This is a genomic window from Roseibium sp. TrichSKD4 (assembly GCF_000148725.1).
GTDB lineage: Bacteria > Pseudomonadota > Alphaproteobacteria > Rhizobiales > Stappiaceae > Roseibium.
This window is the reverse complement of record NZ_GL476300.1, coordinates 98,107-115,176: the sequence shown is the minus strand read 5'-3', so window position 1 is coordinate 115,176 and position 17,070 is coordinate 98,107. Positions and strand designations below refer to the sequence as shown.

Annotated in this window: 17 protein-coding genes; 13 read left to right on the top strand and 4 right to left on the bottom strand. The window is 54.3% G+C overall.

Features of this window, described 5'->3' with window-relative positions; genetic code table 11:
- Window positions 1-17 precede the first annotated feature (17 nt).
- Entirely contained in the window at window positions 18-548 is a 531-nt protein-coding gene (locus tag TRICHSKD4_RS00530) for an RT0821/Lpp0805 family surface protein (protein ID WP_208992959.1), read from the bottom strand.
- A 21-nt stretch (window positions 549-569) separates the two neighbouring features.
- Here TRICHSKD4_RS00530 and pdxH point away from each other — a divergent pair, with 21 nt between their 5' ends.
- A complete protein-coding gene (gene pdxH, locus TRICHSKD4_RS00525; protein ID WP_009465615.1) occupies window positions 570-1,205 on the top strand; it encodes a pyridoxamine 5'-phosphate oxidase in 636 nt (211 codons plus the stop codon).
- Window positions 1,206-1,447: 242 nt separating this feature from the next.
- Here pdxH and TRICHSKD4_RS30500 read toward each other — a convergent pair whose 3' ends face one another.
- Window positions 1,448-1,585, bottom strand: coding sequence for a hypothetical protein (locus TRICHSKD4_RS30500; protein WP_009465614.1), 138 nt, complete (start codon window positions 1,583-1,585; stop codon window positions 1,448-1,450).
- A 353-nt stretch (window positions 1,586-1,938) separates the two neighbouring features.
- On the opposite strand from TRICHSKD4_RS30500, the gene TRICHSKD4_RS00520 reads away from it, so the two are divergent.
- Complete coding sequence (locus tag TRICHSKD4_RS00520; protein ID WP_009465613.1) at window positions 1,939-2,949, top strand: DUF1499 domain-containing protein; 1,011 nt, start codon at window positions 1,939-1,941, stop codon at window positions 2,947-2,949.
- 36 nt (window positions 2,950-2,985) lie between these two features.
- Here the strand turns inward: TRICHSKD4_RS00520 and TRICHSKD4_RS00515 are convergent, their stop codons facing one another.
- The gene (locus TRICHSKD4_RS00515; RefSeq protein ID WP_009465612.1) at window positions 2,986-3,894 is read right to left on the bottom strand and encodes an MBL fold metallo-hydrolase; all 909 of its coding nucleotides are present in this window, start codon (window positions 3,892-3,894) and stop codon (window positions 2,986-2,988) included.
- A 285-nt stretch (window positions 3,895-4,179) separates the two neighbouring features.
- Between TRICHSKD4_RS00515 and TRICHSKD4_RS00510 the strand changes: the two genes are divergently transcribed.
- From TRICHSKD4_RS00510 to phoB, 8 genes are all read left to right on the top strand, one after another.
- Window positions 4,180-4,671 carry an SRPBCC domain-containing protein gene (locus tag TRICHSKD4_RS00510; protein ID WP_009465610.1) on the top strand — a complete coding sequence of 164 codons (492 nt, stop codon included), beginning with the start codon at window positions 4,180-4,182 and terminating at the stop codon, window positions 4,669-4,671.
- 186 nt (window positions 4,672-4,857) lie between these two features.
- The gene (locus TRICHSKD4_RS00505; RefSeq protein WP_009465609.1) at window positions 4,858-6,174 is read left to right on the top strand and encodes an ATP-binding protein; all 1,317 of its coding nucleotides are present in this window, start codon (window positions 4,858-4,860) and stop codon (window positions 6,172-6,174) included.
- Between the two features lie 304 nt (window positions 6,175-6,478).
- The gene (locus TRICHSKD4_RS00500) at window positions 6,479-7,516 is read left to right on the top strand and encodes a substrate-binding domain-containing protein (protein WP_009465607.1); all 1,038 of its coding nucleotides are present in this window, start codon (window positions 6,479-6,481) and stop codon (window positions 7,514-7,516) included.
- Window positions 7,517-7,599: 83 nt separating this feature from the next.
- Entirely contained in the window at window positions 7,600-9,078 is a 1,479-nt protein-coding gene (gene pstC, locus TRICHSKD4_RS00495) for a phosphate ABC transporter permease subunit PstC (protein ID WP_208992958.1), read from the top strand.
- Entirely contained in the window at window positions 9,078-10,418 is a 1,341-nt protein-coding gene (gene pstA / locus TRICHSKD4_RS00490) for a phosphate ABC transporter permease PstA (RefSeq protein ID WP_009465605.1), read from the top strand. The genes pstC and pstA overlap by 1 nt, the downstream gene beginning before the upstream one ends.
- A 12-nt stretch (window positions 10,419-10,430) precedes the next feature.
- A complete protein-coding gene (gene pstB, locus TRICHSKD4_RS00485) occupies window positions 10,431-11,228 on the top strand; it encodes a phosphate ABC transporter ATP-binding protein PstB (RefSeq protein ID WP_009465604.1) in 798 nt (265 codons plus the stop codon).
- 37 nt (window positions 11,229-11,265) lie between these two features.
- Window positions 11,266-11,967 (top strand): phosphate signaling complex protein PhoU, encoded by a 702-nt coding sequence (gene phoU / locus TRICHSKD4_RS00480; protein WP_009465603.1) that lies wholly within the window; start codon window positions 11,266-11,268, stop codon window positions 11,965-11,967.
- A gap of 51 nt (window positions 11,968-12,018) precedes the next feature.
- Window positions 12,019-12,711 carry a phosphate regulon transcriptional regulator PhoB gene (phoB, locus tag TRICHSKD4_RS00475; protein WP_009465602.1) on the top strand — a complete coding sequence of 231 codons (693 nt, stop codon included), beginning with the start codon at window positions 12,019-12,021 and terminating at the stop codon, window positions 12,709-12,711.
- Between the two features lie 74 nt (window positions 12,712-12,785).
- Here the strand turns inward: phoB and TRICHSKD4_RS00470 are convergent, their stop codons facing one another.
- Window positions 12,786-13,331, bottom strand: coding sequence for a GcrA family cell cycle regulator (locus tag TRICHSKD4_RS00470; RefSeq protein WP_009465601.1), 546 nt, complete (start codon window positions 13,329-13,331; stop codon window positions 12,786-12,788).
- A gap of 418 nt (window positions 13,332-13,749) precedes the next feature.
- Between TRICHSKD4_RS00470 and TRICHSKD4_RS00465 the strand changes: the two genes are divergently transcribed.
- The 3 genes from TRICHSKD4_RS00465 (at window position 13,750) to TRICHSKD4_RS00455 (ending at window position 16,922) form a co-directional block, all read left to right on the top strand.
- The gene (locus TRICHSKD4_RS00465; RefSeq protein ID WP_009465599.1) at window positions 13,750-14,955 is read left to right on the top strand and encodes an aspartate aminotransferase family protein; all 1,206 of its coding nucleotides are present in this window, start codon (window positions 13,750-13,752) and stop codon (window positions 14,953-14,955) included.
- A complete protein-coding gene (gene argF / locus TRICHSKD4_RS00460) occupies window positions 14,952-15,881 on the top strand; it encodes an ornithine carbamoyltransferase (RefSeq protein WP_009465598.1) in 930 nt (309 codons plus the stop codon). The genes TRICHSKD4_RS00465 and argF overlap by 4 nt, the downstream gene beginning before the upstream one ends.
- Window positions 15,882-15,944: 63 nt before the next feature.
- The gene (locus tag TRICHSKD4_RS00455) at window positions 15,945-16,922 is read left to right on the top strand and encodes an Hsp33 family molecular chaperone (protein ID WP_009465597.1); all 978 of its coding nucleotides are present in this window, start codon (window positions 15,945-15,947) and stop codon (window positions 16,920-16,922) included.
- Window positions 16,923-17,070: the final 148 nt, after the last annotated feature.

Below are 17,070 nucleotides of genomic sequence, written 5' to 3'. Positions count from 1 at the left end.
CCTGATTGGGCGGACATTCAAGCGTTGAGGGCGGCCAGTGCAGTAACGACGAGACGTTTTGAGATGTCGCGGCAGGCTGTGCCACGGTAGATCTTGATGCCTGCAATCGTGTTTGCCGTGGTGCTGAAATCAAGGCACCCATTTTCGGCGAGTGAGGCCGTGTTGACGTCTGAGATTGTGCCCGAATTCCCGCTTTCCGGATTGGTCCAGACCAGCGTTTCACCCGGAGTAACAGCATTTGCAGGATCAATCGTCGCGGAATCGAGCGTCAAGGAGATGATCTCGCGATCTCGCTTGTCGATGTCCGCATAGGCAACATCTGAATCGGATTCGATTGAACCGGTGATCAGGAGGGGCGTTTCAACGTCATCACTTCCAAGAGGCACAGAAACGCCGCTGCATGCGGACAGTCCGAGTGCCAGAAGCAGGCTTCCACCGATGATTGTTCCCGAAGGCCACTGGATCTTTCGGTTGGCCGCAGTATATGACATGTTGCCAAGCATAAATTGACCTTTCGCGCCCGCCATACTGGCAAGGGCTATTGCCATCGAGTCCTTCGACAGGTTCCCATGACAGACCACAATCATTCGCCAGAAGAGTTAACAAACGGTGACTTCACCGAAGCATCAAAGCCATTTCTCCTTTTTGAAGAATGGCTTGAGGATGCAAAAGCTAAAGAGCTGAATGATCCGAATGCCTTAGCGCTGTCCACAGTTGACCCGGACGGGATGCCAAATATCCGGATGGTTTTGCTCAAGGGCTTCGATGAACGCGGGTTTGTTTTCTATACGAACTTTGAAAGCGCCAAGGGCCGGGAGTTGTTAAGCACGCCCAAGGCCGCCATGTGCTTCCACTGGAAAAGCCTGCGTCGTCAGGTGCGCGTTCGTGGCCCGGTCTCGGTAGTCGAGCATGACGAGGCCGATGAGTATTACCAGTCGCGTCCGCGCGGCAGCCGTATTGGTGCCTGGGCGTCAAAGCAGTCCCGTTCATTGGAAAGTCGCTTTGCGCTGGAAAAGGAAGTTGCGAAATACACCGCTAAATTCGCAATTGGTGAAATTCCGCGCCCGGACCATTGGTCAGGATTTCGCTTGGAGCCAACTGAGATTGAGTTTTGGCACGATCGGCCATTCCGGCTACATGACCGGATTGTTTTCAGACGGGAACATCCTTCGGATGACTGGGCGAAAGACCGTCTTTATCCCTGACGCATCGCGCGTGGGATATGTGCACCTTTAAGGTGATGCCAGTTTTTGATGCGGGCAGACATGTCCGCATCGGCTTTTTAGCTTCGGTGGAAGGGCGGACTTGCAGAATAAAAGGTCGGTCTAAGGACGCAGAATAACGAAGCCCGGACAAATCCGGCTTGGTTATGTCAGGCGTGTTCGCAGCGAGAATGGGCAGCGGAAAACGTCACAATGCTCAATGGCATTACGCCAGACCGCTGACTTTATTTTGCAGTCGCAGGTGCACCCCGATTACACAGGGCTGCGGCCGTAATGGCCTGAATGCCCACCGGCTTGTATTGGTTCTCGAGCTTCTTCGAGGAGGAAGCGATGGATGCGGACTGAGCTTTTTTGTCAGACATCTTCTTTGCCTGGTTGGTTGCAATGCGCGGGCTTTTGCTCCTCGATTAAGTCCATCCTGTGGCAAACGAGAAAAAAAGTCCGATTAGATATTTCGCCATCTAACACCGATAAAATTGCTGTTATTTTCAGAAATTTGCCAGTCAATTCAGATAACGCATTGTTACCAAAACGGATAAATTTGTGTGACTTCCAGGAAGATTGAGCAGGGCCCACACACGAAAATGGCCTTTCTGCTCAGGTTTTAGACTTTTTGGCGAAAGGCTAAACCCAGTAGGTGATCACAAAATCTGCGAGTTTTCTCTTCGGTTTGAACGGGTGTGATGGTACCACTCACCCTTGTCTGAAATCAGCAATGGCACATTTCCGGAAGATGAAACTCTACCCGGCCTATCGATCAACAGCGGCAAAATACAGCCGATTGCTTGGCAATCTGGCAATCCCTGTCGGTTTGTTGGCGGTTGTTTTTCAACGTTTTGGAATGGTGGAACCCACAACAATGCTGTTGTCGGTCCTGATCGCAGCCATTTTGGGTTGGGGGGCAATTTGTCTGGGGTTGATGGCTCTGGCTGGTCTTTGGTCCCGCGGCGGCTTTGGATATGCCTCTGCCATTTGGGGTGTCTTGGCGGGCGTGATCGCGCTTGCGCCGGTGATTGCGACGCTTGCACTCTTCCGGACTTCGCCGCCGGTGCCTGATTTAGCGACCAATCCAGATGACCCGCCGCAGATCCAGATGGTGACTTCAAATGACGTCCATCCATTGAACACGGTTATCGGAAACTGGTTCAGCCACATGAGCGGCGTAGCCCCAGCGGCGCTGAGCAAAGATGATGGGACAAAGGCTGAGCTCCAGAGACAGCTTTATCCGGACATTGTCCCGCGCCGTTATCGGATACCGCCTGCACGGTTACATGCGGCCGTGCATGAAGCAGCTAAAGAAGAGGGCTGGGCGCTGACAAGCGAACTGCCACTGGATTTGCTGGATGCCGCGACACGTCTTCAACTGGAGAGCCGGTCCCCGGTGCTCGGTTTCACATCGGATGTTGCCGTCCGCATTCGGCCCGATCCCGTGGGGGCCTTGATGGACATCCGGTCCGTGTCACGTGTTGACCTGCCCGATCTTGTTGGAAATTCCGGACGTATTCGCAATCTCTTGGCCCGGGTCGATGCGGTCCTTCTCTCCACTTATGGAGATTTGGAACAAGTAGCGGTTCTCGAGGAAGAAGAGGTTGACGAGGAAAATGCATCTGAAGTTTCCGATGATGAACTAGGAACATTACCAGTTCCCGGATTCAAACCCTATTTCGAAGGCGAAGACACGATTGAGCCGGAACAGGACTTTGGTCCTGAGACCTTTGCAGGGTAAGAAACGCTCAGGTCGCCCGTTATTCTTTTGCGTTCCTCATAGCGCCGAGTACCGGGCAGTCAGCGTGATGTCAGGATTTGCTTTAGCAATCTGGCGTTCCACCAAGTCTTCCAGCTGCGCAAAAACAGAAAGTGCGGCTGCCGGTTTCAAATTGGGTGGCAAATCCTCATAAATCGCGTCAACCAGATCCGAGATGCTGATTGGGTCGTTTCCGAGCCTTGCCCGAATTGAGGCTTCGCGCTTGTGACGATGCTCTTTGAGGTCAGACACGTACGCTGACGCATCGCGCACTGGTCCGCCATGTCCGGGAAAATAGGTGGTCTCTCCGCGCTCCAGCATCTTGTCTAGCGATGCCATATAAGCGCGCATACTGCCGTCCGGCGGGGCGACTATAGACGTTGACCAAGCCATCACATGATCTGCTGAAAAGAGGTAAGGGCTGCCGGAAATCGCAAAGCAGAGATGGTTCTCGGTATGGCCGGGCGTTGACAGGGGCTCGATCCTATACCCACCGCAATCGAGAAATTCGCCATCACAAACTTCGTGGTCTGCTTTGAAAGTTTTGTCGCCGCTGGCATCAAGCGCATTTGTTTCACCTAGCCCAAGCGGCCGTGCTGGGACATGCGGCCCACAGCCGATGACGGTTGCCCCTGTTCTCTCCTTTAGTAGGATCGCGCCCGGCGAATGATCGACATGGGTATGAGACACCAAAATCCGGTCAATTTTCTGACCTTTAGCAGCGCTCACGATTGTCTCAATGTGTTTTGGATCAGCGGGGCCGGGATCAATCACCGTCAGTGAACCTGTGCCAATGAGGTATGTGTTCGTGCCGTGAAAGGTGAAGGGGCTCGCGTTGGGGGCCGTTAAGCGACGTATGCCGTCCGCGACTTCCACGGCCGAGCCATAGTTCGGATCAAACTGTCGATCGTGTTGCACTCCGGTCACCTCTATTGATGTTGGTTTTTTTTAGGCCTGAAACTAACTCTTTCATGCAATGTAGCGCCTCGATCTGTCATCAAAAAACAGCCAATTATGAGTGTTGGAATGTGAAACTTCCGGCAGCAGACGGAATAGCCGTTGAAAAAGAGATGCGTGATATAGAAATGATAATGAAAAAGGAGAAAATGCGTCCATTCGGCTAAATCGATTTAGGTGTTCAAGCCGCGATAAAGTCCTTTCGGGATGTTTCTTCCGGCCTTCTCATTAAATTTGGGGTGAGATCAAAACCACATGAGCGGCGGCGACGAGATTGACTTCGAGTGTTTTCTTCCCATTTCCCGGGATGCGGCTTTTGCGTTGGTGGTGGATACTCCAGCTCGTTGGTGGTTCAGCCCGTTCAGCTCCAACCTGGCCCGACCTGAACCGGTGAGCGAAGTTGCCATCGAGCCTTATGCGGGCGGGGTGTGTTACGAGCTTGCACCTTCCGGGGCGCACAGGGTGTGGGGCACTATCTTGTCTATCGAACCGCCTCTTTTTCTCCGGCTCTCGTGGCAAGTTGCGCCAAATTGTGAGCCTATTGCCGATCCATTGGCCGCCAGCCGTGTGATGATCCAGTTTCGATCTGCAGGGGAGACAGGAACCCGGCTTGAAATTTCTCACAGCGAGTTCATTCGCCATGGGCCAAATGGCGCGCGTTTCCGCGACTTCATGAATAGTCAAAATGGTTGGCCATTAATGTTGGCAAACCTGTCTCATTCTGCCCGCGAGGCAAAACGGGCCTGACCTCACGCATATGCACCGAGTGATTGACCAAAATTTGCAGCACTCTGTCATGTATGTGACATGGAAGCCGTGGTAACTGAACGTCCTATTCAAAGTAAATTAGTGACTTCATTCCGCATGTTATTTATTAGACAGCGAAGTAAGGCGGATTGTCGGGCAAGGCCGATTGGCGGGAGTGACGCGTAAATGCCAGAATCGGAAAACGAACAAACGCCCAGCACTTTGCCAGAAGACAACAGACCAACGACATATCGTAAACTCAGGGATGCTTGGCTGGTTTTGATCGCAAGTGCTGTGCTCTGCCTCATTGCAGTCGCGCGTTACGACATTCCCGAATCGACGGCATTGACTGCCTTTTGCATATTGGCGCTCGCCATTCTTCTGACACCGCGGCGCTCAAAGCCCGCTCCGCCTAACCTCGCGCCTCGCCGCGAAATTGGCCGGGTGTGGCCCGGAACGGGAATGAAGGTCACGGTGGATGCGCTGTCGAGCCCATGCGTCATTGCAGATGGCAAGGGCGTCACCCGGTATATGAATGCAGCAGCTGAAAAAACCTTCGGTGTAGGTCGGGTGGGCGACCCCTTGTCCTTTTCCCTGAGGGCGCCCAGCTTGCTGGAGGCATTTGACCGTGTCGCGACTTCGGCGTCGTCTGAACGGATTGTCTGGATGGAAAAGGTGCCGACCGAGGCTTGGTATGAAGCGAGCCTTGCCCCGATTTACCTGCCTGGCAATCGCGTTGCTGCTGGAAGAAGAGCGATACCGGATTTTGTTCTTGTCGTGATTTCCGATATGACCGAGCAACGCCGACTTGAACGGATGCGGACGGATTTTGTGGCGAACGCCAGCCACGAGTTGCGCACGCCATTGGCTTCACTTGCCGGTTTCATTGAAACTCTACAGGGACCGGCGAAAGACGATCCAGATGCGCGGGAGCGGTTTCTTTCCATCATGTTTGAACAGGCTGGCCGAATGCGCCGCCTTATTGATGATATTCTGTCCCTCTCGCGTATTGAGCTGAAAGCGCATGTGAAGCCGGACAAGGACGTCGATCTGGTCGAAGTTGTGCGTCACACGGCAGATGCCATGGCGCCACTGGCGCGTGAACTGGATATGGAAATCAGTGTCCAGTTTCCTGAAACATCTGTTGTCGTGAAAGGTGATCGGGATGAGTTGATACAAGTTTCGGAGAACCTCGTCGAAAACGCGCTGAAATATGGCATGTCCGGCAAGCGGGTAGAGGTGAGCATCGCATCATCGGATAATGGCTCATCCATGAGTGGAACTTCCCTGAGCGTTCGAGATTATGGCGAAGGGATTGCGTCAGAGCATCTGCCACGGCTCACGGAGCGCTTTTATCGGGTCGACGTTGATTCCAGTCGGGCGATGAAGGGAACCGGCCTCGGGCTTGCCATCGTAAAGCACATTCTCGCGCGCCATCGCGCACGATTGGACGTCAACAGCACACCGGGTGAGGGATCCACCTTCACTGTCGAGTTCCCATAACTCACTTCATTTAATGTATGCATAGAGGTGCCAGTAGCTTAGCCGGGCAAGCAAATGCAGGTTCTGCCAGGTCTGGTGGAAAAGGCAATTGTTGCTGAGCTTGACACAAATATGACGGGGATTCTCTGCCTGATTTGGATCAGGTTTTAATAATTGTTATAAATCAATAGCTTATACTGTCATAAAACTGATAGAAATTCGTCATAGAAGTCTCACGTGCGAAGTCTACGGTCGCGCCATCGTTCGGGTTTTTGACAACCCGCCGATTGATCTTAAAACCTTGACATTCAAAGGGAGTGGTCAAGTGAAATTTACGACCCTCGTTAGCGTAGCCGCTGTTGCCGCTGCTTCTGTTTCCTTCGCTGGTGCTGCTCAGGCACGTGATCAGGTACAGGTTGCAGGTTCTTCCACTGTTCTGCCTTATGCTTCCATCGTTGCTGAAGCTTTTGGTGAAAACACAGATTTCCCGACACCAGTTGTTGAGTCCGGCGGCTCTTCTTCCGGTCTGAAGCGCTTCTGCGAAGGCGTTGGTGAGAACACCATCGACGTTGCAAACGCTTCCCGCAAAATCCGCGAAAAAGAAATCAAAGCCTGTGCTGAAAACGGTGTTACTGACATCATCGAAGTTCGCATCGGCTACGATGGGATCGTTTTCGCATCTCAAAAAGACGGCCCGGCCTTCACTGCTTTCACTCCGGTACAGTGGCACAATGCCCTTGCTCCGAAGGTCCTGAAAGACGGCCAGATCGTTGACAACCCGTACAACAAGTGGTCCGAAGTTGACGCTTCCCTGCCGGACGTCGAAATCGCTGCTTTCATCCCGGGCACAAAGCACGGCACTCGTGAAGTCTTCGAAGAGAAAGTTCTCCTCGTTGGCTGTGAAGAGTCTGGCGCAATGAAAGCCATGATGGACGGCGGAATGTCTGAAGACGACGCTGAAGACGCATGCCTTGCAGTTCGTACAGACGGCAAGTCTGTAGACATTGACGGCGACTACACAGAGACACTGGCACGCATCGACTCCAACCCGAACGGTGTTGGTGTATTCGGTCTGGCGTTTTACGAGAACAACACCGACAAGCTGAAAGTTGCAACGATGTCTGACGTGGCACCGTCCACCGAGACCATTGCAACTGGCACTTACCCGGTTTCTCGCCCGCTGTTCTTCTACGTCAAGAAGGCGCACATCGGCGTTATCCCTGGTCTGAAAGAGTACGCTCAGTTCTTCACAGCTGACGAAATCGCTGGCCCGCAAGGCCCTCTGGCTCAATATGGCTTGGTTGCAGACCCTGAGCTGGCAGCGACCCAAGCTTCCATTTCTGCAGAAGAAACCATGAAGTAATTCAAGCCAGTCGGCTTGTTTTAAAAGGGCGGTGGTGATCGCCGCCCTTTCCCTTTTCGGGGCAAATTAAAAGTCATGCGGGGATGCAAATGCCGTTGTTCTGGCTCGTCTTGATCGTGCTTGCACTTGCTGCGATCAGTTACACTGTTGGCCGATCGCGCGCGCTGGCCAGCGTAGGGGGGCAGCGATCAAAGCTGCATTCTCTTCCGTCCTATTACGGAACGAACGTTGCCATGAAGGCAGCGGTCCCAGCGTTTATCATTTTGATAATTTGGCTGCTTGCTCAGCCATTCTACGTCAATGGCGTCGTGTCCGGTATGATCCCGGACAGCGAGATCGCTGAAGGGTCGTCTCGTGGCCTCGTCTTGGCTGAAGTTCATCGTGCAGCCTCTGGCCTTGATAATGCTGTTGCCCAAGGTGACATGGATGAAGAGTTTGCCAGAAATGCACGCGCGGACGTGGCAGATGTGACTCAGCGGCTGAAAGACGCCGGCCAGATTGTGACGTCCCAGATCACGCAGCCGATCCTACGGGCAGCTCAAGAATATCGGGTTCTCAACTCCACCGGCAATCTGTTCATGACCATTGTGGTCCTAACAATTGCCGTCATCGGCGCGCTCTGGGGACTGAAGGAAACAACCCCGGAATTCCGCGCCCGAAACACAGTCGAGCAAGGCGTTCGAGCATTGTTGGTCGGCGCGGCTTCTATCGCGATCCTGACCACAATTGGAATTGTGTTGTCACTGGTGTTCAACACCTACGAATTCTTCCGGCTCTATCCAGCTCTGGATTTCTTCACCGGTACGACCTGGGCACCCAGTTTCTCAGAGCGGGGCGGCGCATCTGAACTCGGCATCCTGCCGCTTCTATGGGGTACGATTTACATCTCGGTTGTTGCATTGGCCGTTGCGGTTCCAATCGGACTGTTTGCCGCCGTCTACCTTTCAGAATATGCGAGCCCGCGGGTCCGGTCTATCGCCAAGCCACTTCTGGAAATTCTGGCGGGTATTCCAACGATTGTATACGGCCTCTTCGCCCTTCTCACGGTTGGCCCGCTTCTTCTGTCCGTCTTTGGCGACGAAGGTGTTGGCATCATGAAGGCTGGAACCGCCGTCATGACCGCAGGTCTTGTGATGGGCATCATGTTGATCCCATTCGTCAGCTCTTTGTCTGACGACATTATCAATGCCGTGCCTCAAGCGATGCGGGATGGGTCCTATGGTTTGGGAGCCACGAAGTCGGAAACCGTGAAACAGGTTATTCTGCCCGCAGCGCTTCCAGGCATTGTGGGGGCAATCCTGCTGGCGGCCTCTCGTGCCATCGGTGAGACCATGATTGTGGTTCTCGGGGCAGGGGCGGCGGCACGATTGAGCCTCAACCCCTTCGAAGCGATGACCACGGTGACTGCCAAGATCGTAAGCCAGTTGACGGGTGATGCTGACTTTGCATCTCCGGTTGCTCTGGTTGCCTTTGCACTGGGTATGACCCTGTTCATCGCAACGCTTTGCCTGAATTTCGTAGCACTTTACATCGTGCGCAAATATCGTGAGCAGTACGACTGATGACCGAGACAACTCTTTCTCCGGAAACAACCGCACCGGCTGCGATCAAGGGCAAATCGCTCTATGCGCTGGATGATTTGACCCGCATACGGAACGCTGCCGAAAAGCGCTTTCGGGCTTATGGCATGACGGCAATTGGCATCGGCCTGTTCTTTCTGGTCGTGCTTGCCTACTCAATTATCAGCGAAGGAATGCCGGCATTTTCACGCACCGTGATGAAGGTGGAATTCACGCTGACACAAGAGCAGTATGACGCTGCTGAAAAGGAACTCTTCAAGACCAAGGCCTATGAGAGCATCTTTATCTCAGCCTTGAAATCTCAACTTGATGCAAGCGGTATTTCTGTCCCGTTCGATAAGGATGCCATCGGCAGACTTGTTGGCAAACCAGGCGGAACCATTCGGTCCTTCTACAAAGAAAATCCGGACCAACTTGGGAAAAATGTTGCTTTCGAACTTGCAGCGTCGTCCCGTGTCGACGGATACATAAATGGTCGTGTAACCCGCGAGAATATGACCGACAGCCGGTTCCTGCAGAAGTCGGATCTCGATATTGTGGACGCCTTGGTCAAGGCGGGCATCATCGTGAATGTCTTCAATTGGGATTTCATCACAGGCGCTGACTCCGGCGTGGATAATCCGGGCGGAGCGGGCATTGGTGCCTCCGTGGTCGGATCCTTCTTCATGATGTTGGTGGTACTGTTCTTGTCCCTGCCGATTGGCGTGGCGGCGTCCATCTACCTTGAGGAATTTGCGCCGCAGAACAAGATCACAGACCTCATTGAAGTGAACATCTCGAACCTTGCCGCGGTTCCGTCCATTGTGTTCGGTATTCTAGGTCTGGCCGTCTTCATCCAGTTCATGCACCTACCGCAATCAGCGCCGCTGGTCGGCGGACTGGTGCTCACCTTGATGACGCTCCCAACAATCATTATCTCCACCCGCGCGTCTCTAAAGGCGGTTCCGCCGAGCATTCGTGACGCTGCGCTGGGGATCGGGGCTTCCAAGATGCAGGCCGTATTCCACCACGTCCTGCCTTTGGCGATGCCGGGCATCTTGACCGGGACCATCATCGGTCTCGCACAGGCGCTGGGGGAAACGGCTCCGCTCCTTCTGATCGGAATGGTTGGTTTTGTGGCTCGTGGCTATCCGGACGGGATCGTTCAGGGGTTCATCGATCCAAACTCGGCAATGCCCGCGCAGATCTACACCTGGGCAGCCCGTGCCGACTTTGCCTTCTACGAAAAAGCCTGGGGCGGCATCATTGTCCTGTTGGTCTTCCTTTTGACCATGAACATTCTGGCTATCATCTTGCGCCGTCGGTTTGAGCGCCGTTGGTAAGGAAACAGACCCATGAACGAAGTACCAAATTTTGACGAAGTGAGCGCCATGACTGACACCAAAATCCGGGCCCGGAATGTTCAGGTCTATTATGGCGATACGCACGCCATCAAAGATGTCGACATCGACATTCGCCCGCAATCTGTCACTGCCTTTATCGGTCCGTCCGGGTGTGGCAAGTCCACGTTCCTGCGCACAATCAACCGCATGAACGACACAATCGATATCTGCCGCGTTGAAGGCGAAATCCTGATTGACGGCGAAGATATCTATGATCCGAAGGTGGATCCAGTTCAACTTCGGGCCAAGGTTGGCATGGTTTTCCAAAAGCCAAACCCGTTCCCGAAGTCAATTTACGACAACATAGCCTACGGACCTCGTATCCACGGCCTTTCGTCCAACAAGTCCGAACTGGACGACATCGTTGCCTCCAGCCTTCAAAAGGCTGGCCTTTGGGAAGAGGTCAAAGACCGTCTCGATGCGCCGGGAACCGGCCTTTCTGGCGGTCAACAGCAGCGGCTTTGTATTGCCCGCGCGATTGCGGTCAGCCCTGAAGTCATTCTGATGGATGAGCCGTGTTCGGCACTTGATCCGATTGCGACCGCGAAGGTGGAGGAGCTGATCGATGAATTGCGTCAGAACTACACGATCGTGATTGTGACGCACTCCATGCAGCAGGCCGCACGGGTTTCTCAGCGGACAGCATTTTTCCACCTCGGTGTTCTTGTTGAAGAAGGGCAAACGGAAGACATCTTCACGAACCCGCAAGACAAGCGAACCCAGGATTATATCACCGGCCGGTTTGGCTGACGGGCAGTGCCCCGAATTGCTTTGAAAAGGAAATAGTATGTCAGATCATATCGTTAGTGCCTACGACAACGAGCTGTCGACACTCGCTGGCCGGATTGCAGAAATGGGCGGTATTGCGGAAACCATCGTAAATAACGCGGTTTCTGCTCTCGTCACGCGCGACCTTGAGCTGGCCCGCGCCACAATCGAACAGGACCGGCGTCTCGATGACCTCCTTCAGGAGATCGAGATGCGCCTCATTGAGATCATCGCTCGTCGCCAGCCGATGGGCAAAGACCTCCGCGAAATCGTGTCAGCTGGCCGGATCGCGAATGATCTGGAGCGCGTGGGTGATATGGCAAAGAACATTGCCAAGCGGGTGATCGCAATCGACGCAGGCATGAATTCCAAGAAACTGGCGATTGGCGTGGAGCATATGACCGAGTTGGCGCTGAACCAGCTTAAGAGCGTTCTTGATGCTTACACAGGCCATGACGACAAGGCTGCCGTGAAAGTTCGTGACAATGACGCTGAAGTGGATGCGATCTACACATCCTTGTTCCGTGAGTTGCTGACCTACATGATGGAAGATCCGCGCAACATCACACAGTGCGCGCACCTTCTGTTCTGCGCGAAAAACATCGAGCGGATCGGCGATCACGCAACCAACATCGCGGAAAACGTCTATTACATGGTGACGGGCGAGCGTTTGCCGGAAGACCGGCCGCGTGTTGATGAAATGAGTGTATCGGTGGAATAAGCAAAAGGGCGGCTTTTGTCGCCCGATGCACCTATGTGGAGCTGACGTGGAATGCCCAAGGTACTCATCGTAGAAGACGAAGAACCGCTTAGCCTGCTATTAAAATATAATCTGGAGGCAGAAGGATATCAGGTCGAAGTCTGCGCGCGCGGTGATGAAGCGGACCTCCGCCTGCGCGAGAGCCTGCCAGACCTTCTTTTGCTGGACTGGATGTTGCCGGGCCTTTCCGGAATTGAGTTGTGCCGACGCATCCGGGGGCGAGAGGAAACAGCTTTGTTGCCCGTCATCATGCTGACCGCACGCGGTGAGGAATCCGAGCGCATTCGCGGCCTGTCGACCGGCGCTGATGACTACGTTGTAAAACCGTTCTCGGTGCCAGAGTTGATGGCACGTGTTCGGGCCATTTTGCGCCGGGCAAGCCCCGAGGTCGTTTCCAATCTTCTGCGCTCAGGGGACATTGAGCTGGACCGCGAAACCCACCGGGTTCGCCGCAGCTCAAAGGAAATCCATCTCGGTCCAACTGAATTCCGGCTTCTGGAATTTCTCATGACCTCGCCGGGACGTGTTTATTCACGAGAACAGCTGCTTGATGGTGTCTGGGGGCACGATGTTTACGTGGATGAGCGGACAGTTGATGTTCATGTTGGCCGTCTTCGCAAGGCTCTGAACAGGGGTAAGGCCAAAGATCCAATCCGGACCGTGCGCGGGGCAGGTTACGCCTTCAACGATCAGTTTGCGTCCTGAACATTACAAACTGAAACTGACAAAAAGAAAACCCGGCGCAAGGCCGGGTTTTTGAGTTTCAGTTGCAGCAAACTCTACGATGCGGCGCGAACCTGTGGACGGCGATCGCGACGACGGTCACTCACGGGTTGATACGCAACCTTACAATGGTGGGCGCAGTACGGAACGCCTGCATCGGACTGGCGTCCGCAGAAATAAAAGTCATCGGTGCTTGGGTCACCAATCGGCCATTTGCAGGTGCGCTCTGTCAGGGTGAGAATGGACGCACGCTCTGAGATCGGCACGAGTTCTGCAATCGGCTCTGGATTGGCTTGCGGCACGGCAACCGGAGCAACATCTTCTTCCATCTTCAGCGCTGTTGCGCCTTGTGAAACGGGTTGCGGAGACTTTGTCGGGGCCTTTGCCTTCGGTGGGGCAGCTGTCGCTGTGGCAGCCCGTGGGCGTTTTGCCTTGCTGGTTGTCGTTGTCGTTTTGGCGCGACCAGACAAACCCAGCCGGTGGACCTTTCCGATGACCGCGTTCCGTGTCACGCCGCCCAGTTCACCAGCAATCTGACTTGCGCTGTGTCCTTCACTCCAGAGCTTTTTGAGAAGCTCTACGCGTTCGGTCGTCCAACTCATTTTGCCGCACCTCCAGACTGTGACCCAAGGCCATCAGGCATTAATTTCTTACTAGGGCACGAAGGGCGCGCCCCACTGTGGCAGATGTTGTGCCTACAAGTGAATTCCTGCACGAGATATCGTGTCTGACAGGTTGAAGATTACAATAGCGGGAATTGCAGAGGCAACAAGTTGGCTAAAAGCAGTTGGGGATGAAATGACTTTTCCCCATCAAATGTAAACAGATAAGTAACTTTTCGAATCTCTCCGGAAAGTGGCATTTCAATTGACATATCCCTGTCAAAACGGTCTATATGTCGCTGATGCGCGTGCCGCCTCTTCGGGGCGGCACGTTGCATTTCAGCTTAGGGTTTAAACTCCATCGGCGTTAGCTTGGAAGCCCTTCTTCAACTCATAAGATTGATGGAAAGTACATGATATGACTTCGGCGTCATCGCTATTCGGGAATTACGCAAGATCGAATTTGGAGTTCGATCACGGGGAAGGTGTCTGGCTCGTGACGAATGACGGCCGACGATTCCTCGATTGCGGTTCCGGAATTGCGGTCAACGCACTGGGTCATAGCCATCCTCATCTCGTATCTGCGTTGAAAGAACAGGCAGAAAAGCTGTGGCATGTGTCGAACCTACACAAGGTTCCCGGCCAGGAGAAGCTTGGCGAGCGTTTGGCTGCAAGCAGTTTCGCCGACAAGGTTTTGATGGTGAATTCTGGTGCAGAGGCTATGGAAGCCTGCATCAAGGCGGCGCGGCGTTACCATTATGACCGTGGCAATCCGGAACGGTTTCATATCGTCACCTTCGAAGGCGCATTTCATGGCCGGACGATTGCAACCATCGCAGCGGGCGGGCAGGAGAAGTATCTGGAGGGCTTTGGTCCGAAAGCCCCTGGCTTTGATCAGGTGCCTGCAGGTGATCTCGAAGCGTTGGCTGCCATAATCGGTCCGCAGACGGCCGCGATCGCCATTGAGCCCATTCAGGGGGAAGGCGGCATTCGCGAGCAGGGAACGGACTTCCTGCGCCATTTGCGCAAACTGTGCGATGACAACGGCATTCTACTGATCTTCGATGAAATTCAGACTGGTGTTGGCCGCACGGGCAAGCTGTTTGCCCATGAATGGGCCGGAGTCGCGCCAGACCTGATGGCGATCGCCAAGGGGATCGGTGGCGGTTTCCCAATGGGGGCCTGTCTTGCAACAGAAGAGGTCGCGGCCTGCCTGACACCGGGCACACACGGAACCACCTTTGGCGGCAATCCGCTAGCCATGGCCGTTGGCAATGCTGTTCTCGACGTGGTTCTGGAAGACGGCTTTCTGGAGCAGGTTGAGCGCAAGGGCCTTCTTTTGAAACAAAAGCTGGCTGGACTTGTGGACACCCATCCGCAGGTGTTGGCGGAAGTGCGCGGCAAAGGCCTTTTGCTCGGCTTGAAATGCGTCGTGCCCGCAGGTGAGTTCGTCGCTGCTGCGCGAGAGCATGGGCTGTTGGCCGTTCCTGCTGGCGATAATGTTGTGCGGATCATCCCGCCTCTAACCATCACGGAAGAAGAGCTCTCCGAGGTCGTGACACGCCTTGATGCTGCAGCTTCCACTTTCGAAAAGTCACAGTCTTTGGAAGGAGCCGCAGAATGAGTGCGAACGGCGAACTTCGGCATTTTTTGGATCTGACAGAGTTTGGCGGCGAAGAAATCCGCGCCATTCTGGAACTCGGCAAAGAGATCAAGAAAACCCGCAATGGTGTCCATCGTGGTCAAGGCCCGCTGGCCGGCAAGGTTCTGGCGATGGTGTTCGAACAGCCGTCCACGCGGACCCGCATTTCATTTGATGTGGGTATGCGCGAATTGGGCGGTGAAACCCTGATGCTCACTGGCGCCGAAATGCAGCTTGGCCGTGGCGAAACCATTGCGGACACGGCGCGGGTCCTGTCCCGGTTTGTCGATGCGATCATGATCCGCATTCTGGACCACGATGATCTGAACGAGCTTGCGGAAGCGGCAACTGTTCCGGTGATCAACGGACTGACAAAGCTGTCTCACCCGTGCCAGATCATGGCTGACATCATGACCTATGAGGAGCATCGCGGCTCAATCAAGGGCAAGTCGGTGGCCTGGACAGGGGACAGCAACAACGTGCTCGCCTCTTGGGTGCACGCAGCGCCGCGTCTCGACTTTGAAATGCGCATTGCCACGCCAAAGGAGTTGGCCCCGCCGACTGAGCTGCTTGAACAGGCACGTGCTGCTGGCGGCGAAATTATCGTCACGGATGACCCGTTTGAGGCCGCAAAAGGCGCTGACTGCATTGTCACCGATTGCTGGGTTTCCATGGGCGATGACGACGAAGAGCAGCGCCACAACCTTCTAGGTGCCTATCAGGTCAATAATCGCCTGATGAAGGAAGCAAAGGCCGATAGCCTCTTCATGCACTGCCTTCCTGCCCACCGCGGCGAGGAAGTCACGTCGGAAGTTATGGATGGACCACATTCTGTGGTTTTCGACGAAGCAGAAAATCGGTTACACGCACAAAAAGGTATATTGGCCTGGTGCTTTAACGGCGCATAAAACGGGCGTGCCGGGCAGCAAAATGTCCGGCAGCACCAATGGCTGTAATCAAAGGGAAATTGCGTGGCAGTAAATCTCGAGGAATTTGGTGTAACGCCAGCCGGGCCGGATGCGGTCCGTCCGTTCTCGGTAGAAGAGCTTGATGTTCGGGGTCGCGCAGTCGCTTTAGGGCCCGTTATTGACCGGATCCTGTCCCGGCACGACTATCCGGAAGCTGTCTCCCGGCTTCTGGCTGAGGCAATGGTGCTGACCAGCCTTCTCGGGACATCTCTCAAGTTTTCCGGGCGTTTTATCCTGCAGACCCAAACGAACGGGCCAGTTTACATGCTCGTCGTTGATTTTTCCTCGCCAGATGCCTTGCGGGCCTATGCAAGCTTTGACCGGGATAAGATGGACGCCTTGGTCAAGGGTGGAAAGTCTGCACCTGAAGACCTGCTTGGAACTGGCCACCTTGCCTTGACCATTGATCAGGGCAAGCACATGCAGCGATATCAGGGTCTGGTGGAATTGGATGGTGTCTCGCTGGAAGAGGTCGCGCGTCGCTACTTTGCGCGGTCTGAGCAAATTCCGACTGAAATCCGTCTCGCTGTAAGCAAGCTTTTTACACGCAGCGAAGGGGAAGAGCCGCGTGAGAGCTGGCAAGCTGGCGGCATTATGGTTCAGTTTCTGCCGGAAGCTTCGGATCGTATCAAGGCCGTTGATATGGACCCGGGCGATGCACCGGAAGGGACAGAAGCGCATACAACTGACGAGGATGATGCGTGGCTGGAAGCCAAGGCACTCGTTGAAACTGTCAAGGATGTTGAGCTGACCGATCCGGAAATCTCGGTAGAACGCCTGTTGTTCCGCCTGTTCCACGAACGGGGTGTGCGTATTTTCGATCCGCAGCCTATTGAAGATCGATGCCAGTGCTCTCGCGAAAAGATCAGCGGAATTTTGAAGAATTTCAGTGAAACCGATCTGGAAGACATGAAGGAAGACGGCAAGGTCGTCGTCACCTGCGAGTTCTGCAGCACCCGTTACGAGTTCGAGGCGCCCTGATCTGGGATAGCCCTGACACGGCAGTCGGGGCTGTTACACACCGATACATTTTCTTTGGTTGTATTTACGCTTCGGAATTCCCATACACCAAAGGGCCGGTGGACGGTTCCTGTGAGCCAAATACCTCTTTGAATCGTATGTCTTTCCG

Excerpts from the sequence above, each read along its gene's own strand:
- TRICHSKD4_RS00510 (WP_009465610.1), top strand. The coding sequence starts at position 4,180 with ATGAGCGGCGGCGACGAGATTGACTTCGAGTGTTTTCTTCCCATTTCC.
- pstA (WP_009465605.1), top strand. The coding sequence starts at position 9,078 with ATGACCGAGACAACTCTTTCTCCGGAAACAACCGCACCGGCTGCGATC.
- TRICHSKD4_RS00505 (WP_009465609.1), top strand. The coding sequence starts at position 4,858 with ATGCCAGAATCGGAAAACGAACAAACGCCCAGCACTTTGCCAGAAGAC.
- phoB (WP_009465602.1), top strand. The coding sequence starts at position 12,019 with ATGCCCAAGGTACTCATCGTAGAAGACGAAGAACCGCTTAGCCTGCTA.
- pstC (WP_208992958.1), top strand. The coding sequence starts at position 7,600 with ATGCAAATGCCGTTGTTCTGGCTCGTCTTGATCGTGCTTGCACTTGCT.
- TRICHSKD4_RS30500 (WP_009465614.1), bottom strand. The coding sequence starts at position 1,585 with ATGTCTGACAAAAAAGCTCAGTCCGCATCCATCGCTTCCTCCTCGAAG.
- TRICHSKD4_RS00465 (WP_009465599.1), top strand. The coding sequence starts at position 13,750 with ATGACTTCGGCGTCATCGCTATTCGGGAATTACGCAAGATCGAATTTG.
- argF (WP_009465598.1), top strand. The coding sequence starts at position 14,952 with ATGAGTGCGAACGGCGAACTTCGGCATTTTTTGGATCTGACAGAGTTT.
- pstB (WP_009465604.1), top strand. The coding sequence starts at position 10,431 with ATGAACGAAGTACCAAATTTTGACGAAGTGAGCGCCATGACTGACACC.
- pdxH (WP_009465615.1), top strand. The coding sequence starts at position 570 with ATGACAGACCACAATCATTCGCCAGAAGAGTTAACAAACGGTGACTTC.
- TRICHSKD4_RS00530 (WP_208992959.1), bottom strand. The coding sequence starts at position 548 with ATGGCAATAGCCCTTGCCAGTATGGCGGGCGCGAAAGGTCAATTTATG.
- TRICHSKD4_RS00470 (WP_009465601.1), bottom strand. The coding sequence starts at position 13,331 with ATGAGTTGGACGACCGAACGCGTAGAGCTTCTCAAAAAGCTCTGGAGT.
- phoU (WP_009465603.1), top strand. The coding sequence starts at position 11,266 with ATGTCAGATCATATCGTTAGTGCCTACGACAACGAGCTGTCGACACTC.
- TRICHSKD4_RS00520 (WP_009465613.1), top strand. The coding sequence starts at position 1,939 with ATGGCACATTTCCGGAAGATGAAACTCTACCCGGCCTATCGATCAACA.